We start from the raw sequence: 16,463 nt of genomic DNA, 5'->3' as shown, positions 1-16,463 counted from the left end.
TTAATGGTGTGGCGGGACGGCGAACATCGAGGGAAAGGGATGGGTCTATGAGAAGCAAAGCGCACGCGAATAATCTTGTTTTCGACATGCTCTATAAACGTTTTTTGCTGGTGATTGCCGCAATCCTGGTGATCGCCATTATTTTCGGCGCCGTATTGTTTTTGCGCAGCCAGCGGTATTATTCGGAGATTATTTACTACAAACAGGTTGAGCGGCTAAAATTCGTGCATCACGATATCGAAAGTGAAATTGAAACGATCAAACGCATCCAGTACGGCGTCATGATGGACGAGAATGTGGACAATATACGCTATCTTTATGCGTCCAGCCCTTATTTCCAGCGTTATCAAATGATCCGCGCCATGATGGATCAAATGAAATCGCTCAAGAACAGCAGCCGCCTGGTGTCTAATGCGGAAATTTACTTCAAGTCCATCGGCAAAGTGATCGGCACCGACGAAATAAACGATATGAACCCCAAGACCTGGGATGACATGCAGCAGGAGCTGTTTAAAAATACTAAGAATACGTCCACGCTGCGGACGTACCATAACCGCTTGATTGTTATGGAAGCGGTTACAAATGCGGCGGACAGCCGGGATCTTGACTGCGTCCTGATTGTGGAGCTGGATCAACGGGCGATCGAAGAACAACTGAAGAACGCCCAGTTGACCGACGAGGATATCATCGTGCTGACCGGCGGCGAACGGCAATTTATCGTCTCCAGCGCGCGTGCGGGAGACACCCTGACGGTTGATGCGGCGGCCGGACAGCAGGTTATGCTTGGCGGCAGGCGGTTCGATGTTATCCGGAGCGAATCCGAGGCCCTTGAGACCCAACTGCTGTGGCTTTACGTAGATAACACGAATCAGGTGGTGATCGGGATCGCCCTGACGCTGCTGCTGAGCTTTATCGCGATCATCGCGGCCGTCGTGCTGTCCGGTTTTCTGGAATCCTACCGCCGAGTGTATCATCCGCTGAAGCTTCTGCTGGAGGATGCCTTCGAGCAGGTTCGGGCCGGAAACTTCAAGTACCGGATTACCCGGGACGAGCCATCGTATTTTGCCAAGCTGTACGACAGCTTCAACGGAATGGTCGGCCAAATCGATTTTCTGATCGAACAAGATTTAAAACAGCAGCTTCTGATCAGCCATGCCCAATTGAAGCATTTGCAGGCTCAGATCAATCCTCATTTTATGTACAACAGCTATTATCTTCTTTATCGCATGATCAAAATGAAAGACTACGAGAACAGCGTCGCTTTCTGTGAGCATCTCGGCAAATTTTACGAGTACATTACTCGTGACGGCGAGGACGAGAAGAGGCTTCGGGAGGAGGTGGAGCATGCGCGGAACTACGCGGCCATTCAGGGCTACCGCTTCAAACAGCGCGTTAAGATCGACATTGCCGAACTGCCTGAGCGCTGGGCGGACACCCCCGTTCCCCGCCTGATTCTCCAGCCTTTGTTGGAAAACGCCTTTCAGTACGTTTTTGAAAAAGTTTCTTCGGACTCGTCCGGCTGCTTGAGCGTCTCCTTCCGTGAATGCGGCGGGGAACTGGCCATCCGCGTCGAGAACAGCGGGGAGCTCGATACGGAAACGGTGCAGCATATCCGCACTCTAGTCGAGACGGGGAGCAAGGACGGACAGATCACGGCGTTAACGAATATTCACAGACGGCTGCAAATTTATTTCAAAACGCGGGCCGGACTATCCATTTCCAAATCGCGGTTCGGCGGACTTTGCGTCGAAATTCGCATTTTGAACGAAGAAAGCGAGGGGGTAACATGAACGAATCTGGCCGGAAGCTGTTGATCGTGGACGACGAGCCCACGATTGCCGACGGATTGCAAATGCTGTTTCGGGAGCGGGAGGAATTGGGGCTGGAGGTGAAGGCCGCCTATTCGTCCAAAGAGGCGCTCGGCGTATTTGCGGAGTTTGGCCCGGACGTGGTTCTGCTCGACATCCAAATCCCGGGCGTCACCGGGCTTGAATTGGCCGGGCGCATGCGCGCGCTGCACCCTGCCGTCAAAATTATTTTCCTGACCGGTTACGACTATTTCGAGTATGCCTACAAGGCCATCAAGCAAGACGCCACCGATTATATTCTGAAAACCGAGGGGGACGACAAAGTCATCGCCGCGGTCGCTGCGGCCTTGGACCGGATCGCCTACGAGCAAGGTTTGCAAAACCAGTATACGGAGGCCCAAGCGCGTCTTGCCACGCTGCTTCCGGTATTTAGGGATCATTTGCTGGCGGCGTTGCTTAACGAATCTTCGCCCGATGCGGGCGCGATGTTTCGGGCGATGGCCGAATTGGACGAATCGTTAACGCCCGCCCAGCCCGTGCTGGTTCTCCTCGGGAGAAGCTGCACGGATCAATTGCCGTTGCCGGTTAGAGGGCTCGTGCAATTGACCGTGGAGCAAATTTTGCGGGCACAGCTTCATCCGTCGCCCTGGCAAATTTTCAGCGCAAGTCATCGGGAGGATATTCTCTGGTTTCTGGCCGGACGCGACAGCGGGCCCGGCTTGCCGGCGGTACCGGTGCCGCTGCTGGAGGATATTCAGACGATTTTAGCGGAACGGGCGGGATGCAAGTTTTCCTTTGTGCTGGCGAGAGAGCAGGTTAACTGGATGGAGATCGGCCGCGTTTACCGCTCGCTCCAAAGAACGCTGGCGCTCTTTGATCTGTGCAGCCAGGAAGGAATCGCCATGGAGGGAGAACGATATCCCGAGTCTTCCTTGGCGGAGGAAGAAGAGTGTGCGGATATCCTGCGTCTGCTGCCGCGAGTGGAATTGCTTAAGACCCATCTGCAGAACGGAAATCTGAAATCGTTCCGCAGTCTTCTGGACGAGTTGTGCCGGGTCCTGTCCGGAGTTCGCGGCGGGTACACGCTTCATGCCATCGAGCTTTATCTGACGGCCGGAAAGGCGCTGCTCGGGCATTTGAACGAAACCCGGTTATATTCCGCGCTGCCGGGCGATATCGATTTGGCGCTGCTGTACACGCCTACCCGAATGCAGGGCTGGCCGGAACGGGCCGGATATTTGGAAAAGCTGGGCCGGGCGCTGTGCGAGGCGGCGGACGCGGAACGCCGGTTCAACGCGGAGGCGACGATTTGCCGGATCAAAGACTATATCGGCCAGCATTTGGCGTCGGATTTGTCCTTAAACGCGCTGGGCAGGGCGACGGGCTTCAACCCCAGCTATCTTTCGCGGATATTCAAGCGGGATGTGGGAATCGGACTTCACGACTATATCACCCGGCGCAGAATGGAACTGGCCCGGTCGCTGTTGACCCACACGAAAATGAAAATTTACGAAGTCGCGCAAAAATGCGGATACGACAACACCAACTATTTTATCCGCATCTTCAAGTTGACGGTGGGGCTGACGCCGCAAGAATACAGAAACCGTCATGCTTAAAAAGGAAGGCTCGAAACCGCAAAAATAAGTAAAGGAATGGAGATAAAAGTCTAAAGATTAGCATGGGAAACAGCGCGGAAAAGCCGGATAATGAAATTGCGATCGCAAAGTAAGCGCTTTAAAAGGGGGAGATTAGAATCGCAACATCCGGCAAATCAAAGAAAAAATGGTTTCTCAAGGAGCTTCCGTTCCATGTCATGCTTTTGCCGGCGGTCGTCCTGACGATCATTTTCCGCTATGTTCCCATCGCGGGATTGTCCATCGCATTTATGGATTATCAGCCCGTTTTCGGTTTTTTCGATCAGAGATGGATAGGCTGGGACAATTTTGAGTACGTTTTCAATTTGCCCGGATTTTTCAATGTTCTGTGGAACACCTTGTTTATCGCCGTGATGAAAATCATCGGCAATCTGATCGTGCCGGTTGTGTTCGCCCTGCTGCTTAACGAAGTGCGCAACCGCCTGTTCAAGCAGTCGGTGCAGACCATGCTGTATTTGCCTCACTTCTTGTCATGGGTGGCGCTGGCCGGGGTGCTCATCGATATTTTGTCCCCTTCGTCGGGAATCATCAACAACACGCTGGCCGCGTTAGGGATAAAGCCGATCTTTTTTCTCGGCAACCCGGAAACTTTCCCGTACACGCTCGTCATCACCGATGTTTGGAAAGAATTCGGCTGGGGAACGATCATTTACCTGGCGGCGATCACCACGATCGACCCGACTCAATACGAGGCGGCGATTATCGACGGGGCGGGCAGATGGAAGCAGACGCTTCACGTCACTTTGCCGGCGCTGGCGCCCGTCATTTTGCTGCTGATGGTGCTCGGTATCGGCAACGTGCTTCAGGCCGGGTTTGACCAGGTTTACAACCTGTACAGTCCGCAGGTGTACAGTACCGGCGACATCATTGACACCCTGGTCTACCGCATCGGGATCGTGGATGTGCAGTTCGGCCCCGCCACCGCTGTCGGCTTCTTCAAATCGGCCGTATCCTTCGTCCTGATCGTTATCGGATATAAGCTGGCCAACAAATGGGCGGGATACAAGGTGTTCTAGCCGCTTATACGAAAGGGGGGCCTGGCTATGGAAAATTACGCATCCAGAAAAGTGTTTGTCGTGTTTAACGTGTTGCTTTTATCGTTTATGGCCTTTCTCTGCCTGCTGCCAATTCTGAATTTGATCGCGGTTTCATTCAGCTCCCGCTCAGTCGTGGAGGCCAATCAGGTGGGGCTTTGGCCCAAAGGCTTCAACACCAGCTCGTTTCAATACATTTTTGCCAATCCGCAATTTTTCAAATCGCTGTGGATTACGGTGGAACGGACCTTCCTGGGCTGGGCTGCCGAACTGGCGTTGACGATCCTGGTCGCTTATCCCTTGTCCAAATCCAAAAAAGCATTTCGCCTAAGAGGCGTCTACGTCTGGTTTTTCATGGTGACGATGGTGTTCAACGGCGGACTGATTCCCACGTATCTTGTGGTCAACGAACTGCATCTGGTCAATTCCGTTTGGGCGCTGATTTTGCCGGAGGCGGTGGCGATGTTCAATGTGCTGCTGATGCTGAATTTCTTCCGTACGATTCCCGGCGAACTGGAGGAGGCGGCTCTGATCGACGGAGCCGGGTGGCTGGTCACGATGGTCAGGGTCTATTTGCCGCTTAGTCTGCCTTCGCTGGCAACGATCACGCTGTTCATTCTCGTCCGCCACTGGAACAGTTGGTTTGACGGGCTGATTTTCATGAACTTGCCGGACCGTTATCCGCTGATGACCTATTTGCAAACGATGGTGCTAAATCTGGATTTGTCTCAGCTTTCGTCGACGGCGCTCGCGAACAATCCGCAACTTTTGGAAATTACCGGCAGATCGCTCAGATCGGCTATGATTCTGGCCTGTACGCTGCCTATTTTGCTGGTTTATCCGTTTTTGCAGAAATTTTTCGTCAAAGGGATGCTTCTCGGGAGCGTCAAAGGGTAGACAAGTCCGTATTCGGCTCATGACAGGAACAATAAAAGGGGGAGAGAGATTTGAAACAACGGAAAACGATCGTGCTGAAAGGATCTCTTATTGTATTGCTTGCGCTGGCGATGGCCTCCATATCGGCCTGCGGGGGCGCGGCAAAACCGGAGCGGACCGGCGGCGGGGCCGTTTCTGCGCCGGAGAACGACGGCCCGCTGGTAAAGTATGAGCCGGCCATCGAGTTGTCGGCAATGAAGAACCTCTACGGGGATGAACGTTACCTTCCCGGCGATGATCTGAACAACAATGTTTGGACCCGGGCGTACGAGCAGGAACTCGGCATCAAAATCAATTATAAATGGGCGGTGGCCGGCGAAGGCTTTCAGCAAAAGGTAACCATGGCGGTTGCCTCCGATGATCTGCCCGATATTATGACGCTTCCGGCAAAAGACTACTTCACGCTTGCCAAAGCGGGGAAATTGGCCGATCTGACGCCGTATTTCGACAAATACGCTTCGGACACTTTGAAATCGACGTTAAACGCGGACGGCGGAAAACAGATGAAAACCGCTTACGTGGACGGAAAGCTCTACGGGATTCCGCAGACGGGCGGCTTCGACGCGACGGCGGATATGATCTGGATTCGCCAGGATTGGCTGGAGAAGCTGAACCTTCCCGTGCCCAAGACGCTGGATGACGTCGTGAAGATCGCCAAAGCGTTCAGGAATGATGATCCTGACGGCAACGGCGTCAAAGACACGTTCGGCATCGGTTTTCAGAAGGATCTGGTCAGTTCGACCGCCAGCTTTGAGGGCTTTTTTGCGGCGTATCACGCCTATGGCAAAGCTTGGATTCGCGGGGAGGACGGAACGATTTCGTACGGAGCCGTCAAGCCGGGGATGAAGGACGCGCTGGCGAAGCTGAGAGAAATGTTCGCCGATGATCTGATTGACGTAGAGTTCGGAGTCAAGGATTGGAAGAAAGCGGGCGAAGATATCGCCGCGGGCAAAATCGGCTTATTCTACGGAAGGGAAGGATTGCCCTGGATGAGCGCCAAGGACGCCATCGTCAACAATCCGCAGGCCGAATGGATTTGCGTGCCGATCGTCTCGGCCGACGGCCAGCCGGCCAAACCGGTCACCACGGTGACGATGGAGCGCTATTTTGCCGTCCGCGCCGATGTCGCGCATCCGGAAGCGCTGCTGAAAATCATCAACCTGTTCCAGGACAAAATCAACAATCCGCAAACGACGATGGAAACGCTCAATACCTTCGGCGTGGATCCGGAGAGCGGCATCAACTTCGCCGCGTACGCCTTCGGCGGCCTCGATCCGTCCGAGGACAAACCGAATAAATACTTCAAACAAATCAACGACGTGCTGCAGGGCAAGGAGAAGCTGGAAAATATTCATCCGGAGGCGATCCGTTACTACAACACGATCAAGAACTATATGGACAACGGGATGGATAAAGGAGCCGATCCGCTGGGCTGGAATTATTACAAATTCCTCGGTCCCGAAGGCTCCTGGAAGGTAATCGGATACTACCGCGACAACGATCTGCTTGAACGGTCGGCCTGGTTCGGACTGCCGACGCCGACGATGAGCCAGAAAGGAGCCACGCTGGATAAACTCCAGGAGGAGACGTTCATTAAGATCATCACGGGCAGCGCTCCGGTCTCCGATTTCGACGCGTTCGTGGAAAACTGGAAGAAGCTTGGCGGAGAGCAAATCACCAAAGAAGTCAATGAATGGTACAACGCCACTTTTGAGGCGAAATAAGAGGGGGTTAGATCGGATGAAGCAGGGAAGCAGATACCGATTTTACATGCATGAGGCAGAGCGGGGGGACATGCCGGGACCGGATACTTGCGGTGATTTTATGCCGTTCTTTCATCAGGGAGTTTATCACTTGTTCTACTTGCATAAGTACTGCGTGTATGAGGTCGCCACTACGGATTTCGTCCATTACGGAGAGCCGCGGCTGGCGATACCGTGCGGCAGTCCGGAGGATCAGGACTGGCATATCGGCACGGGGAGCGTCGTCGAACGCGAGGGCGTGTTCCATTTCTACTATACAGGCTTTAACGAGAGCAACCGGGATTGCGCGGGCAAGCATGAACAGGTGCTGATGCGGGCCGTCAGCACTGATCTCGTCCATTGGGAGAAGGACGCCTCGTATTGTGTGACGCCTGACACGGAGCATTACGGCGGCTTGCATTGGAGAGACCCCCAGGTGTTCTGGAACGACCGGGAGCGGGAATATTGGATGGCGGTGACGGCGACCGAAAAGGACGGAGATCATAACCGCGGGGGCTGCACCCATATTATGAAGTCGTCCGATTTACAGAGCTGGCGTCCCGGTACGGCAATTTACGCTCCGGGAACTTTTGCTACCCATGAGTGCCACGATATTTTCCAAATGGGCGAATGGTGGTACATGATCTTCTCCAATTATACGCGCTGGTGGGAAACGCGTTACCGGATGGCCAATAGTCCGGCGGGGCCGTGGATCACGCCGGCGGCAGACGATATGTTTGACGGCCGGGCCTTTTATGCCGCGAAAACGGTCTCTAACGGCACAAACCGTTACCTGGTCGGCTGGCAGGCCATCCGCTCCGGGATGGACGACAAGAAGCCGTACCAGTGGGGCGGAAGCGCCTTGGTGCACGAACTCGTGCAGCGCCCGGACGGGACGCTCGGCGTAAAACCGGTGCAGGCTTTAGCGGAATCCTACCGTAGAGCGCGGCCCCAAGCCGCGGTGGCTCACCGCGGGACCTGGACGTTTCAAAACGGAGTGCGCGGCAGCGAGCCTTACGGCTTCGGTTGGGCCGAGGTCGGAAGCATGAGGGAAGCGTGTATGGTTAAAGCGAAGCTTCGCTGGGCGCCGGGAACTCTAGCATGCGGACTCATGCTGCATATCGGCGGGCCGCGGCTGGAGAAATGGTGCCAGGTTCGGCTGGAGCCCGCGCGGAACAGAGTGGTCTTCGACCGCTCCAACAAATTTGACGGGGATCAAATGTTTATCGAAGAACGGTATGTTTCGCTGGCGGGTACGAATGAGGCGGAAGTCAAGGTGTTCGTAAACGGCAATGCAATCATTATTTATGTCAACGACACAGCGCTGGCTACGCGAGCCTATGATTACGAGCCGGGCGGCTGCGGAATTTTTGTCGAGCATGGGGAAGCGGAGTTTTTGGAGCTTGATATCTTGGAATAGACGAGCGCCAAGTAAGCGCGCGGGAGATTTTTCTCCCGCGCGCTTTCGGTGATTTTCCGGAGAAGTCGGCATCGGAGATAGCAGACGGTTTAGCGGTAAGCCGGCAGCCAGTCGCCGTGCGCTTCGATCAAGTCGTCGCACAGCGCGACGATATCGTCCATGGACAGCTCCGCCGAAGTGTGGGGGTCCAGCATCGCCGCGTGGTAAATATGCTCTTTTTTGCCGGTGATAGCCGCTTCGATCGTTAACAGCTGGGTGTTGATGTTCGTCCGGTTCAAAGCCGCGCACTGCGGCGGAAGATCGCCGACATAAGTCGGAGTGACGCCGCTGGCGTCCACCAGGCAAGGCACTTCGACGCAAGCTTCCTTCGGTAGGTTGGGAATCAACCCAGTGTTCATCACGTTGCCGCCGATTTTGAACGGCACGTCGGTTTCAATCGCCTCCATAATATAGGATGCGTATTCATGCGAACGCTCATGTTTCAATTCCGCGTTGTTCACGAGCTCCTCCCGCATTTTTTCCCAGTTAGCGATCTGACTCACACAGCGGCGCGGGTATTCGTCCAGCGGGATTTGGAAGCGGTCGATCAGCTCGGGATAATTGCGCTTGATAAAGTAAGGGTGATATTCGGCGTTATGCTCCGACGATTCCGTGATGTAAAACCCAAATTTCAGCATCATCTCAAAGCGCACCATGTCCTTGTGGGGCTGTTTTTGTTTTTCCGCCGCCCGCCGTTTGATTTCGGGGTACAAATCCGCGCCGTTCCGGGTAACCTCCAGCAGCCAGGCCATGTGGTTGATTCCGGCGATCTTCGCCTGCACTCCGGTTTTGTCCATTTCCAAGCTTTTGAACAGGTCGGGGATGCAGGCTTGAACGCTGTGGCACAGCCCGATGGTGCGGACTTGGCCGTACGTGTTCATGACGTTCGTCAGCACGGCCATCGGATTTGTGTAATTCAGAAATAAGGCGTCGGGACAGACTTCACGGATATCGGCCGCGAATTCCAGCATGACCGGGATCGTCCTGAGGTTGCGGAAGATGCCGCCAATCCCGACCGTGTCGGCGATCGTCTGGCGCAGCCCGTATTTTTTGGGGATTTCGAAATCCGTGATGGTGCAGGGATCGTAGCCGCCGACCTGGATGGCGTTAATCACGTATTTTGCCCCCCGCAAGGCTTCTTTGCGGTCGCTGTAAGCTTTGACGACGCAGGTGCTGCCGATGCTGCGCTTCAGATTGTTCAGCATGTTCTCCGAGTCCCGCAGCCGCTCAAGGTCGATATCGTACAACGCCAGTTCAAATCCCTGCAGAGCGGGCGTTTGCATGCAGTCGCCCAGCACATTTTTGGCAAAAACCGTGCTTCCAGCCCCGATAAATGTAATTTTCGACATAAAAAACTCCTCCTTTTGAGTATGCAGCCAGCTTATATTCATGCCTTCAATATAGCCTAGGCGGAAGGGGAAAAGTATGGAGGAATCGAAGATAGATATAGATAAATGTTGTATGGGGGATTTTGAATACGGTAAACTGGCAAGGAAGCCGAAAATGTCTTGATCCGGAGGTTTGTGATGATTTCCGACCATTACATGTTTGAAGACAACATCAATCCCGATTTCCGGGAAAAAGACGTCACCCTGCTGTTCAGCGGAGAAGGCCGCCCTCATCCCGCTCATAAAATCGGACCGTCCGTCCATGACTATTTTCTCATCCACAGCGTCCTGGAGGGGGAAGGGGAGTTTCGCTGGAAGGATCAATACCGCCGCTGCTGTCCCGGTGATACTTTCGTCATTTTTCCGGGCGTATTGTTTTCGTATGAGGCCGATTCGCAAAATCCGTGGCATTATGCATGGGTCGCCTTAAAAGGAGCGGGCGTCTCCAGGCAGCTGGCCGACGTCGGCATTACGCCGGGCAGTCCTGTTTGCCATTCCGGGGACATCGCGGCCTTGCATCGCCCTTACACCCGGATTCGGTCGGCGTTCCGGCATGCGGACGACCCGAGGCTGGAGAGCCTGGAGGCGTCGGGATGGCTGACGCTGTTGTTCCATCAGTTCGGACTCGCGAACCGGCAATTGCTGCCTGCCCCCGAAACGAGTGAGCCCGCGATGATCGACCGGCAGGTGGAGCAGGCGGTCCGCTGGATTACGCTGCAATACTACCAGCCGATCAGCATCGGCGAGCTGTCACGTAGGCTCGGCTACCACCGCGCCCATCTGTTTCATGCTTTCAAGGCGCGAACGGGACTTTCACCGAAACAGTATTTAATGAAAGTGCGGATCGAGAAGGCGAAGGAACTTTTGGCCGGACCGCTCACCGTGGACCAGATCGCCGCTTCGGTCGGCTTTAACGACGCCCTTTATTTCTCGCGCCAGTTCAAAAAGGCGACCGGTCTGCCGCCAAGCGAATACCGCTATGTCTATCGCCAAGTTCGCCGCGATGACGGATAGAGCATTTACTTTGGCTGGGACAGATCAAAATCCACGTCCTCCAGGATTTCGACGACCTCTCCGTTGGGGCTGTGAATCACGGCGCTTCTGATCACCAGAGGCGGATCGCCAAGCGTCAGGTTATCCGGCTCGATATAGGGCTTGGCCCCATGGTCGAGCGCTTTGCGGTATACAGCGTCGACATCGTCGACGTAAAAGGCGATATGCAGCAAAGCTCCGGAAACGGCATCTTCGTCCGCGAGCGCATTTTTGCCTTGTGCGGGAACGGCCGCTTCGTTGTCGAAAACCTCGATGCATGTCCGCCCGTCGGGCGAAATCAGCATGGAGGCGTCGGTAATCCGGAAAGCCGGAAGATTCCAATGGTGGCCGAGCTTGAATCCGAACACCTCTGTATAAAATGCGATGGTTGCTTGATAATCCTTGGCGCGGATAGCCGCGTGGGCGAGTCCTTTGATGCTCATTTGCATCCCTCCTTATTGTTATGAGTTGATTATACGAAGGCTTAGCCGTATTAAAACATGCAAATTGTAAGTGTTTTTTGTATTATATTTTCAAAATATAAGTTTTTTCACACCGATTTCTTTAATTTCGCAATAAGCTCCAGGAGGTACTTGACGATGAAACCCATCGATGATGTCGATAAAAAAATTTTGCGGATCCTGCAACGCAATTCCCGGACGCCGATCTCGCAAATCAGCAAAGAAGTGTCTATGTCGCAGCCTTCCGTTAAAGAAAGGATCGTCAAACTGGAAGAAAACTACGTGATTTCCGGATATACGATAACGCTTAACTTGCGGGAAATGGAACGGGGAACGAACGCTTTTATTCTGCTGAAAACGGAGCTGTGCCGACAGCTTGAAGCGTTTTGCGAACAGGCGCCCGAAGTGTCGGATTTGGTGCGGATTAGCGGGGAGTATAATTACCTGATCAAGCTTCAGGTTCCATCTGTCAAAGAGTTGGCCGAATTTCAGGATGCGATTATGAAGTTTGGGCCTTCGAAATCGCATATAGGTACGAAAAATATTATCGAAAATAGAGTTATTCTCTAGGCTGAATATTTTCAAACGGAAAATCCGGCATAAGTTTGCATCGGTGCTCCGGCATATGTTAATATTTCATCTGTATAAATGCGTGCTCAAAAAGTCGGATGACTTTTTGAACGTTCTCTATAAGGAAGGTGCTTGAAATGTTGTATATCAAGCTGGTAAAACTCGTCAGAACACGCCGCTCCGTACAAATGAACACGATGAAGCGTTGTGCGGAGCTTAATGGGGGAGCGTAAAGCTTCCTATATTCATCGGCTGAATGGTCTTTATTAAAAAGCGTAGGTTTACTATGCTTCTTTAAGTGTGACCATTAGCCGATTGAGCGTAAGGGCCGTCGACAATGCTTGTCGATGGCCCTTTGTATTTGGCCGCGAGTTCGCCGTACGTTTTTACCGTTCGGCTAACTTGCGCCTTAATCATCAAGCAGAGGGCCGGCGTCCGAAGGACGCCGCTCTCTGCTTTTTTTTATTTCGCTATACGGTGCGAAAAATCTAACGGTTGTGAGCGCGGCTAATTGAGCCAAAATGGGGAGTTTCGAAATGTAGCGGTTGCCAGGTAGCTTATTTCCCGGTTTTTCTTGGGAAAAGGGGCTGTTTTGCACCAATAAGCGTGCCGACAACCATTAGAAAAGGCCCCCCATCTTTTCGGCCTAATAAGCGCAATGGCAACCGTTAGCGTAAAAATGTGCTGGTCAGAGCCAAGAAAAGAGGATAAAAAATGAGCTTACTTCAAGTTGAAAACCTATCGCATAGTTTTGGAGACAAAAAGTTGTACGACAATGCTTCCTTTGAATTATTTAAAGGCGAACACATGGGGATCGTCGGCCAAAACGGGGCCGGAAAAAGCACGCTGATCCGCGTCTTGCTGGGCGAAATCATGCCGGATCAAGGCAGCGTCAAGTGGCAGTCGCAGATTCAGATTGGACACTTGGACCAATATGCCGAAATCGACGGAAACGATACGATTGCCGAATATCTGAAAACGGCGTATGCCGATTTGTTCGAGATGGAGCGCCGCATGAACCGGTTGTACGAGGAATGTGGGGCTAGCGGCGATACCGCCGCTTTGCTCCAGGCTGCGGAATATCAGGAGAAGCTGGAGGCCCGGGATTTTTACTTGATCGACAGCCAGATTCTAAAGGTCGCTTCAGGACTTGGCCTCGACGCTATCGGCTTACAGCGCCAAATCGGGGAGCTAAGCGGTGGACAGCGGGCGAAGGTAATATTGGCCAAACTTTTAATTGAAGAACCGGACGTTTTGCTGCTGGATGAACCGACGAATTTTCTGGATAAGGAGCATGTCGCGTGGCTCGCAGGTTATCTGGCGGATTTTGCCGGCGCCTTTATCGTTGTGTCCCATGACTTCGAGTTTTTGGAGAAAGTGACGACCTGTATCTGTGACATCGAGTTCGGAACGATCAAAAAATATTACGGCAAATACTCCGACTTCCTGCGGCAAAAGGAGCATCTGCGGGAGGATTACGTGCGCCGGTATCATGCTCAGCAGAAAAAGATCGAAAAAACGGAGGAGTATATCCGCCGGAATATCGCCGGCGTCAACTCCAAAATTGCCCAGGGGCGCAGGAAGCAGCTCGAACGGATGGAAAAGCTGGCTCCGCCCGCGTTTACCCATAAGCCATCGATCCGTTTCCGCGAGCTGCCGCTGTCCGCGCAAACCTCGCTCAAAGTCAGCGATCTTGAGGTCGGGTATGGCGCTCCGCTGTTGCCGAAAATCCATTTTTCCGTAATGGGGGGACAAAAGCTCGTGATTACCGGGTTCAACGGGATCGGCAAATCGACGCTGCTGAATACGCTGGTTGGGCGGATTGCCGCGGTTTCCGGGCGGTTCCGGTTTTCGGAGCAGGCCAAAGTCGGGTATTTCGAACAGGATTTGAAATGGGCAAACGGCGCGCTTACCCCGCTGCAAATCATTTCGGAGCGGTTTCCGGGCCTCGGGACGAAGGAAATCCGCCGTTACCTGGCGCAATGCGGCTTGAAGGACGAGCTGGTTACCCAGGAAATCAGCACTTTAAGCGGCGGCGAGCAATCCAAAGTCAAATTGTGCGGCATGGTGCTTTCGCCTTGCAATTTTCTGATCCTGGACGAACCGACGAACCATCTGGATGCGGAAACGAAAGCGGCTTTACAGGACGCTTTGCGCCAATTTCAAGGCAGCGTCATCCTCGTGTCCCATGAGGAGCGGTTTTACCGGGAGTGGGCGGATAAGGTCATTAGTTTGGGATAAACCACGGATCAAGCTTTGGAACCGTTAAACGGTCAGAGCAGGGACGAGGTTAAGTGCGGATGCGCCATCAAAAAGTTCAGCCCCAAAACGCGGGCGGCGGGAGGCATAAGCTCCCGGGTTCGCGTTCTATCAGGATGATGTATCCTGAACCGGCCGCCACACGGGATCAACTGCAAAAGTGCATTTGATTTCCCTGGCAGATGCCATTTTGGAGTGATGAAATGCAAAAATACATCTGACTTGGAGCTATTCGGCAAAAAAGTATCTTTTGACCGGAAATGAACTGCACATTCGGCATTTGCATTTGACGAGCCTATTTCGAGGGATTTCCCGTTTCGACGAAAATCGCCTGCACTTTTGCGCTTTGCGGGAGTTGCGCCTCAAGTTGCATAAACAAAAGACCTGACCGCCGGTCAGGTCTTTCTCGTAATACTTTACGCTCCAAGGAACATCTTCATGTCCTCTTCCACGGTCGTGATGCCGCCGATGCCGAATTTTTCGATTAATACTTTGGCGACGTTCGGCGACAGGAACGCGGGCAGCGTCGGCCCCAGGTGGATGTTTTTGACCCCGAGGTACAGCAGGGCCAGCAGCACGATAACCGCCTTCTGCTCATACCAGGCGATGTTGTAGGAAATCGGCAGGTCGTTGATATCTTCCAGGCCGAAAATTTCCTTTAATTTCAGGGCGATGACGGCCAGCGAATAGGAGTCGTTGCATTGCCCGGCGTCCAGTACGCGGGGAATCCCGCCGATATCGCCCAGGTCGAGCTTGTTGTATTTATATTTGGCGCAGCCTGCAGTCAGGATGACCGTATCGCGGGGAAGCTCCCGGGCAAAGTCCGTGTAATAAGAGCGCGATTTCATCCGTCCGTCGCAGCCGGCCATCACGAAAAATCTTTTGATCGCGCCGGTTTTGACGGCTTCCACCACTTGATCGGCGATGCCGGTCACGGTGTGGTGGGCAAAACCGCCGACAATTTCGCCGCTCTCCAGTTCGGTCGGAGGTTCGCAGCGTTTGGCGTGCGCGATGATTTCCGAAAAATCCTTCGGCTGGCCTTCCGGGCCTTCCGGGATATGCCGCACGCCGGGAAATCCGGTGTTTCCGGTCGTATACATGCGGTCCTTGTAGCTTGCCTTCGGCGGCACGATACAGTTGGTGGTCATCAGAATCGGGCCGTTGAACGCGGCGAATTCCGTCGTTTGCAGCCACCAGGCATTGCCGTAGTTGCCGACGAAATGATCGTATTTCTTAAAGGCCGGATAGTAATGAGCCGGCAGCATTTCACTGTGGGTGTACACATCCACTCCGGTGCCTTCGGTTTGCCGCAGCAGTTCCTCCAGGTCTTTCAAATCGTGGCCGCTGATCAGAATCCCCGGCCGGTTCCGCACGCCGATATTCACTTTGGTCACTTCGGGGTGGCCGTAGGTGCCGGTATTGGCCTCATCAAGCAGGGACATGGCCTCAACGCCATATTTGCCCGCCTCCATCACCAAACCGACGAGATGATCCGCCGTTAAGGAGTCGTCCAAAGTGGCGGCCAGCGCCCGGCGCATAAACAAGTCGATTTGCGGGTTCGAATGGTCCAACTGAAGGGCGTGATACGTATAGGCGGCCATCCCTTTAAGACCGTAGGTGAGCAGCTCGCGCAAGGAGCGGATGTCCGGATCGGCCGTGGCGAGCACGCCGACACTCTTGGCTTTGGCGTCAAACGACGCTTCGTCGTCCGCCTGCCAAACCGCCGCGTCGGGAAGCTCCGCCGCAGCGCCTATACGCTGTTCCTCCCAGTGGCGTCTTACTTCGTCGCGCAGAGCGAGCGCTTCGCGGATTTTGGCGACGAACACGTTGCGGTCAAAGTTGGCGTTCGTAATCGTGGCGAACAGTGAATCCATAATAAAGACCGATGCACGCCGGTCTAAAGCTTCGGGGAGCTCGGTCCCCACGGAGAAAAAGGAAATGCCTTTCAGCACATAGATGAGCAAATCCTGCAGGTTGGCCACGTCATGCGGTTTGCCGCAGACGCCCTTGATCGTGCAGCCGGTCCCGCCGGCCGACTCCTGGCATTGAAAACAAAACATGGACGGCTGCGAAATGTCCGGATTCGAAGCTGTTTGGTTCATTTCAAAATAACCTCCTT

General features: G+C 53.8%; 12 protein-coding genes. 9 read left to right on the top strand and 3 right to left on the bottom strand.

From position 1 onward, the window contains the following. The first annotated feature begins 47 nt into the window (after nt 1-47). The 6 genes from NYE74_RS23555 (at nt 48) to NYE74_RS23530 (ending at nt 8,595) form a co-directional block, all read left to right on the top strand. Nucleotides 48-1,790 (top strand): sensor histidine kinase, encoded by a 1,743-nt coding sequence (locus NYE74_RS23555; RefSeq protein ID WP_124331514.1) that lies wholly within the window; start codon nt 48-50, stop codon nt 1,788-1,790. Further along, the gene (locus NYE74_RS23550) at nt 1,787-3,424 is read left to right on the top strand and encodes a response regulator (RefSeq protein WP_036624003.1); all 1,638 of its coding nucleotides are present in this window, start codon (nt 1,787-1,789) and stop codon (nt 3,422-3,424) included. The genes NYE74_RS23555 and NYE74_RS23550 overlap by 4 nt, the downstream gene beginning before the upstream one ends. A gap of 197 nt (nt 3,425-3,621) precedes the next feature. Further along, the gene (locus NYE74_RS23545) at nt 3,622-4,479 is read left to right on the top strand and encodes an ABC transporter permease (RefSeq protein ID WP_051985540.1); all 858 of its coding nucleotides are present in this window, start codon (nt 3,622-3,624) and stop codon (nt 4,477-4,479) included. A 27-nt stretch (nt 4,480-4,506) separates the two neighbouring features. Beyond that, the gene (locus NYE74_RS23540) at nt 4,507-5,394 is read left to right on the top strand and encodes a carbohydrate ABC transporter permease (RefSeq protein WP_036624001.1); all 888 of its coding nucleotides are present in this window, start codon (nt 4,507-4,509) and stop codon (nt 5,392-5,394) included. Nucleotides 5,395-5,444: 50 nt separating this feature from the next. Further along, on the top strand, nt 5,445-7,157 hold the full coding sequence (locus NYE74_RS23535; protein WP_051985539.1) for an extracellular solute-binding protein: 1,713 nt from the start codon (nt 5,445-5,447) through the stop codon (nt 7,155-7,157). A 16-nt stretch (nt 7,158-7,173) separates the two neighbouring features. Further along, nucleotides 7,174-8,595 (top strand): hypothetical protein, encoded by a 1,422-nt coding sequence (locus NYE74_RS23530; protein WP_170179957.1) that lies wholly within the window; start codon nt 7,174-7,176, stop codon nt 8,593-8,595. A gap of 89 nt (nt 8,596-8,684) precedes the next feature. On the opposite strand, the gene NYE74_RS23525 is transcribed toward NYE74_RS23530, so the two are convergent. Continuing rightward, nucleotides 8,685-9,983 (bottom strand): alpha-glucosidase/alpha-galactosidase, encoded by a 1,299-nt coding sequence (locus NYE74_RS23525; RefSeq protein ID WP_341005199.1) that lies wholly within the window; start codon nt 9,981-9,983, stop codon nt 8,685-8,687. Nucleotides 9,984-10,160: 177 nt separating this feature from the next. On the opposite strand from NYE74_RS23525, the gene NYE74_RS23520 reads away from it, so the two are divergent. Beyond that, entirely contained in the window at nt 10,161-11,036 is an 876-nt protein-coding gene (locus NYE74_RS23520) for a helix-turn-helix transcriptional regulator (protein WP_036623998.1), read from the top strand. A gap of 5 nt (nt 11,037-11,041) precedes the next feature. Here the strand turns inward: NYE74_RS23520 and NYE74_RS23515 are convergent, their stop codons facing one another. Beyond that, nucleotides 11,042-11,497, bottom strand: coding sequence for a VOC family protein (locus NYE74_RS23515; protein WP_036623997.1), 456 nt, complete (start codon nt 11,495-11,497; stop codon nt 11,042-11,044). A gap of 156 nt (nt 11,498-11,653) precedes the next feature. Between NYE74_RS23515 and NYE74_RS23510 the strand changes: the two genes are divergently transcribed. Next, entirely contained in the window at nt 11,654-12,085 is a 432-nt protein-coding gene (locus tag NYE74_RS23510) for an Lrp/AsnC family transcriptional regulator (RefSeq protein WP_036623996.1), read from the top strand. Nucleotides 12,086-12,799: 714 nt separating this feature from the next. Beyond that, nucleotides 12,800-14,326, top strand: a complete 1,527-nt coding sequence (locus tag NYE74_RS23505) for an ABC-F family ATP-binding cassette domain-containing protein (protein WP_036623995.1) — start codon at nt 12,800-12,802, stop codon at nt 14,324-14,326. A 434-nt stretch (nt 14,327-14,760) separates the two neighbouring features. Here NYE74_RS23505 and hcp read toward each other — a convergent pair whose 3' ends face one another. After that, on the bottom strand, nt 14,761-16,446 hold the full coding sequence (gene hcp, locus NYE74_RS23500; RefSeq protein ID WP_082207839.1) for a hydroxylamine reductase: 1,686 nt from the start codon (nt 16,444-16,446) through the stop codon (nt 14,761-14,763). Between the last annotated feature and the right edge of the window lie 17 nt (nt 16,447-16,463).

This window comes from Paenibacillus sp. FSL P4-0127, from assembly GCF_038007325.1.
In the GTDB taxonomy this organism is placed as follows: Bacteria; Bacillota; Bacilli; order Paenibacillales; family Paenibacillaceae; genus Fontibacillus; species Fontibacillus macerans.
This window is presented reverse-complemented; position numbering and strand designations above follow the sequence as displayed.

What these genes read in the sequence shown, in the direction of transcription:
- NYE74_RS23555 (WP_124331514.1), top strand. Translation starts at nt 48, where the DNA reads ATGAGAAGCAAAGCGCACGCGAATAATCTTGTTTTCGACATGCTCTAT.
- NYE74_RS23550 (WP_036624003.1), top strand. Translation starts at nt 1,787, where the DNA reads ATGAACGAATCTGGCCGGAAGCTGTTGATCGTGGACGACGAGCCCACG.
- NYE74_RS23515 (WP_036623997.1), bottom strand. Translation starts at nt 11,497, where the DNA reads ATGAGCATCAAAGGACTCGCCCACGCGGCTATCCGCGCCAAGGATTAT.
- NYE74_RS23530 (WP_170179957.1), top strand. Translation starts at nt 7,174, where the DNA reads ATGAAGCAGGGAAGCAGATACCGATTTTACATGCATGAGGCAGAGCGG.
- NYE74_RS23520 (WP_036623998.1), top strand. Translation starts at nt 10,161, where the DNA reads ATGATTTCCGACCATTACATGTTTGAAGACAACATCAATCCCGATTTC.
- NYE74_RS23510 (WP_036623996.1), top strand. Translation starts at nt 11,654, where the DNA reads ATGAAACCCATCGATGATGTCGATAAAAAAATTTTGCGGATCCTGCAA.
- NYE74_RS23545 (WP_051985540.1), top strand. Translation starts at nt 3,622, where the DNA reads ATGCTTTTGCCGGCGGTCGTCCTGACGATCATTTTCCGCTATGTTCCC.
- NYE74_RS23525 (WP_341005199.1), bottom strand. Translation starts at nt 9,983, where the DNA reads ATGTCGAAAATTACATTTATCGGGGCTGGAAGCACGGTTTTTGCCAAA.
- NYE74_RS23540 (WP_036624001.1), top strand. Translation starts at nt 4,507, where the DNA reads ATGGAAAATTACGCATCCAGAAAAGTGTTTGTCGTGTTTAACGTGTTG.
- NYE74_RS23505 (WP_036623995.1), top strand. Translation starts at nt 12,800, where the DNA reads ATGAGCTTACTTCAAGTTGAAAACCTATCGCATAGTTTTGGAGACAAA.
- hcp (WP_082207839.1), bottom strand. Translation starts at nt 16,446, where the DNA reads ATGAACCAAACAGCTTCGAATCCGGACATTTCGCAGCCGTCCATGTTT.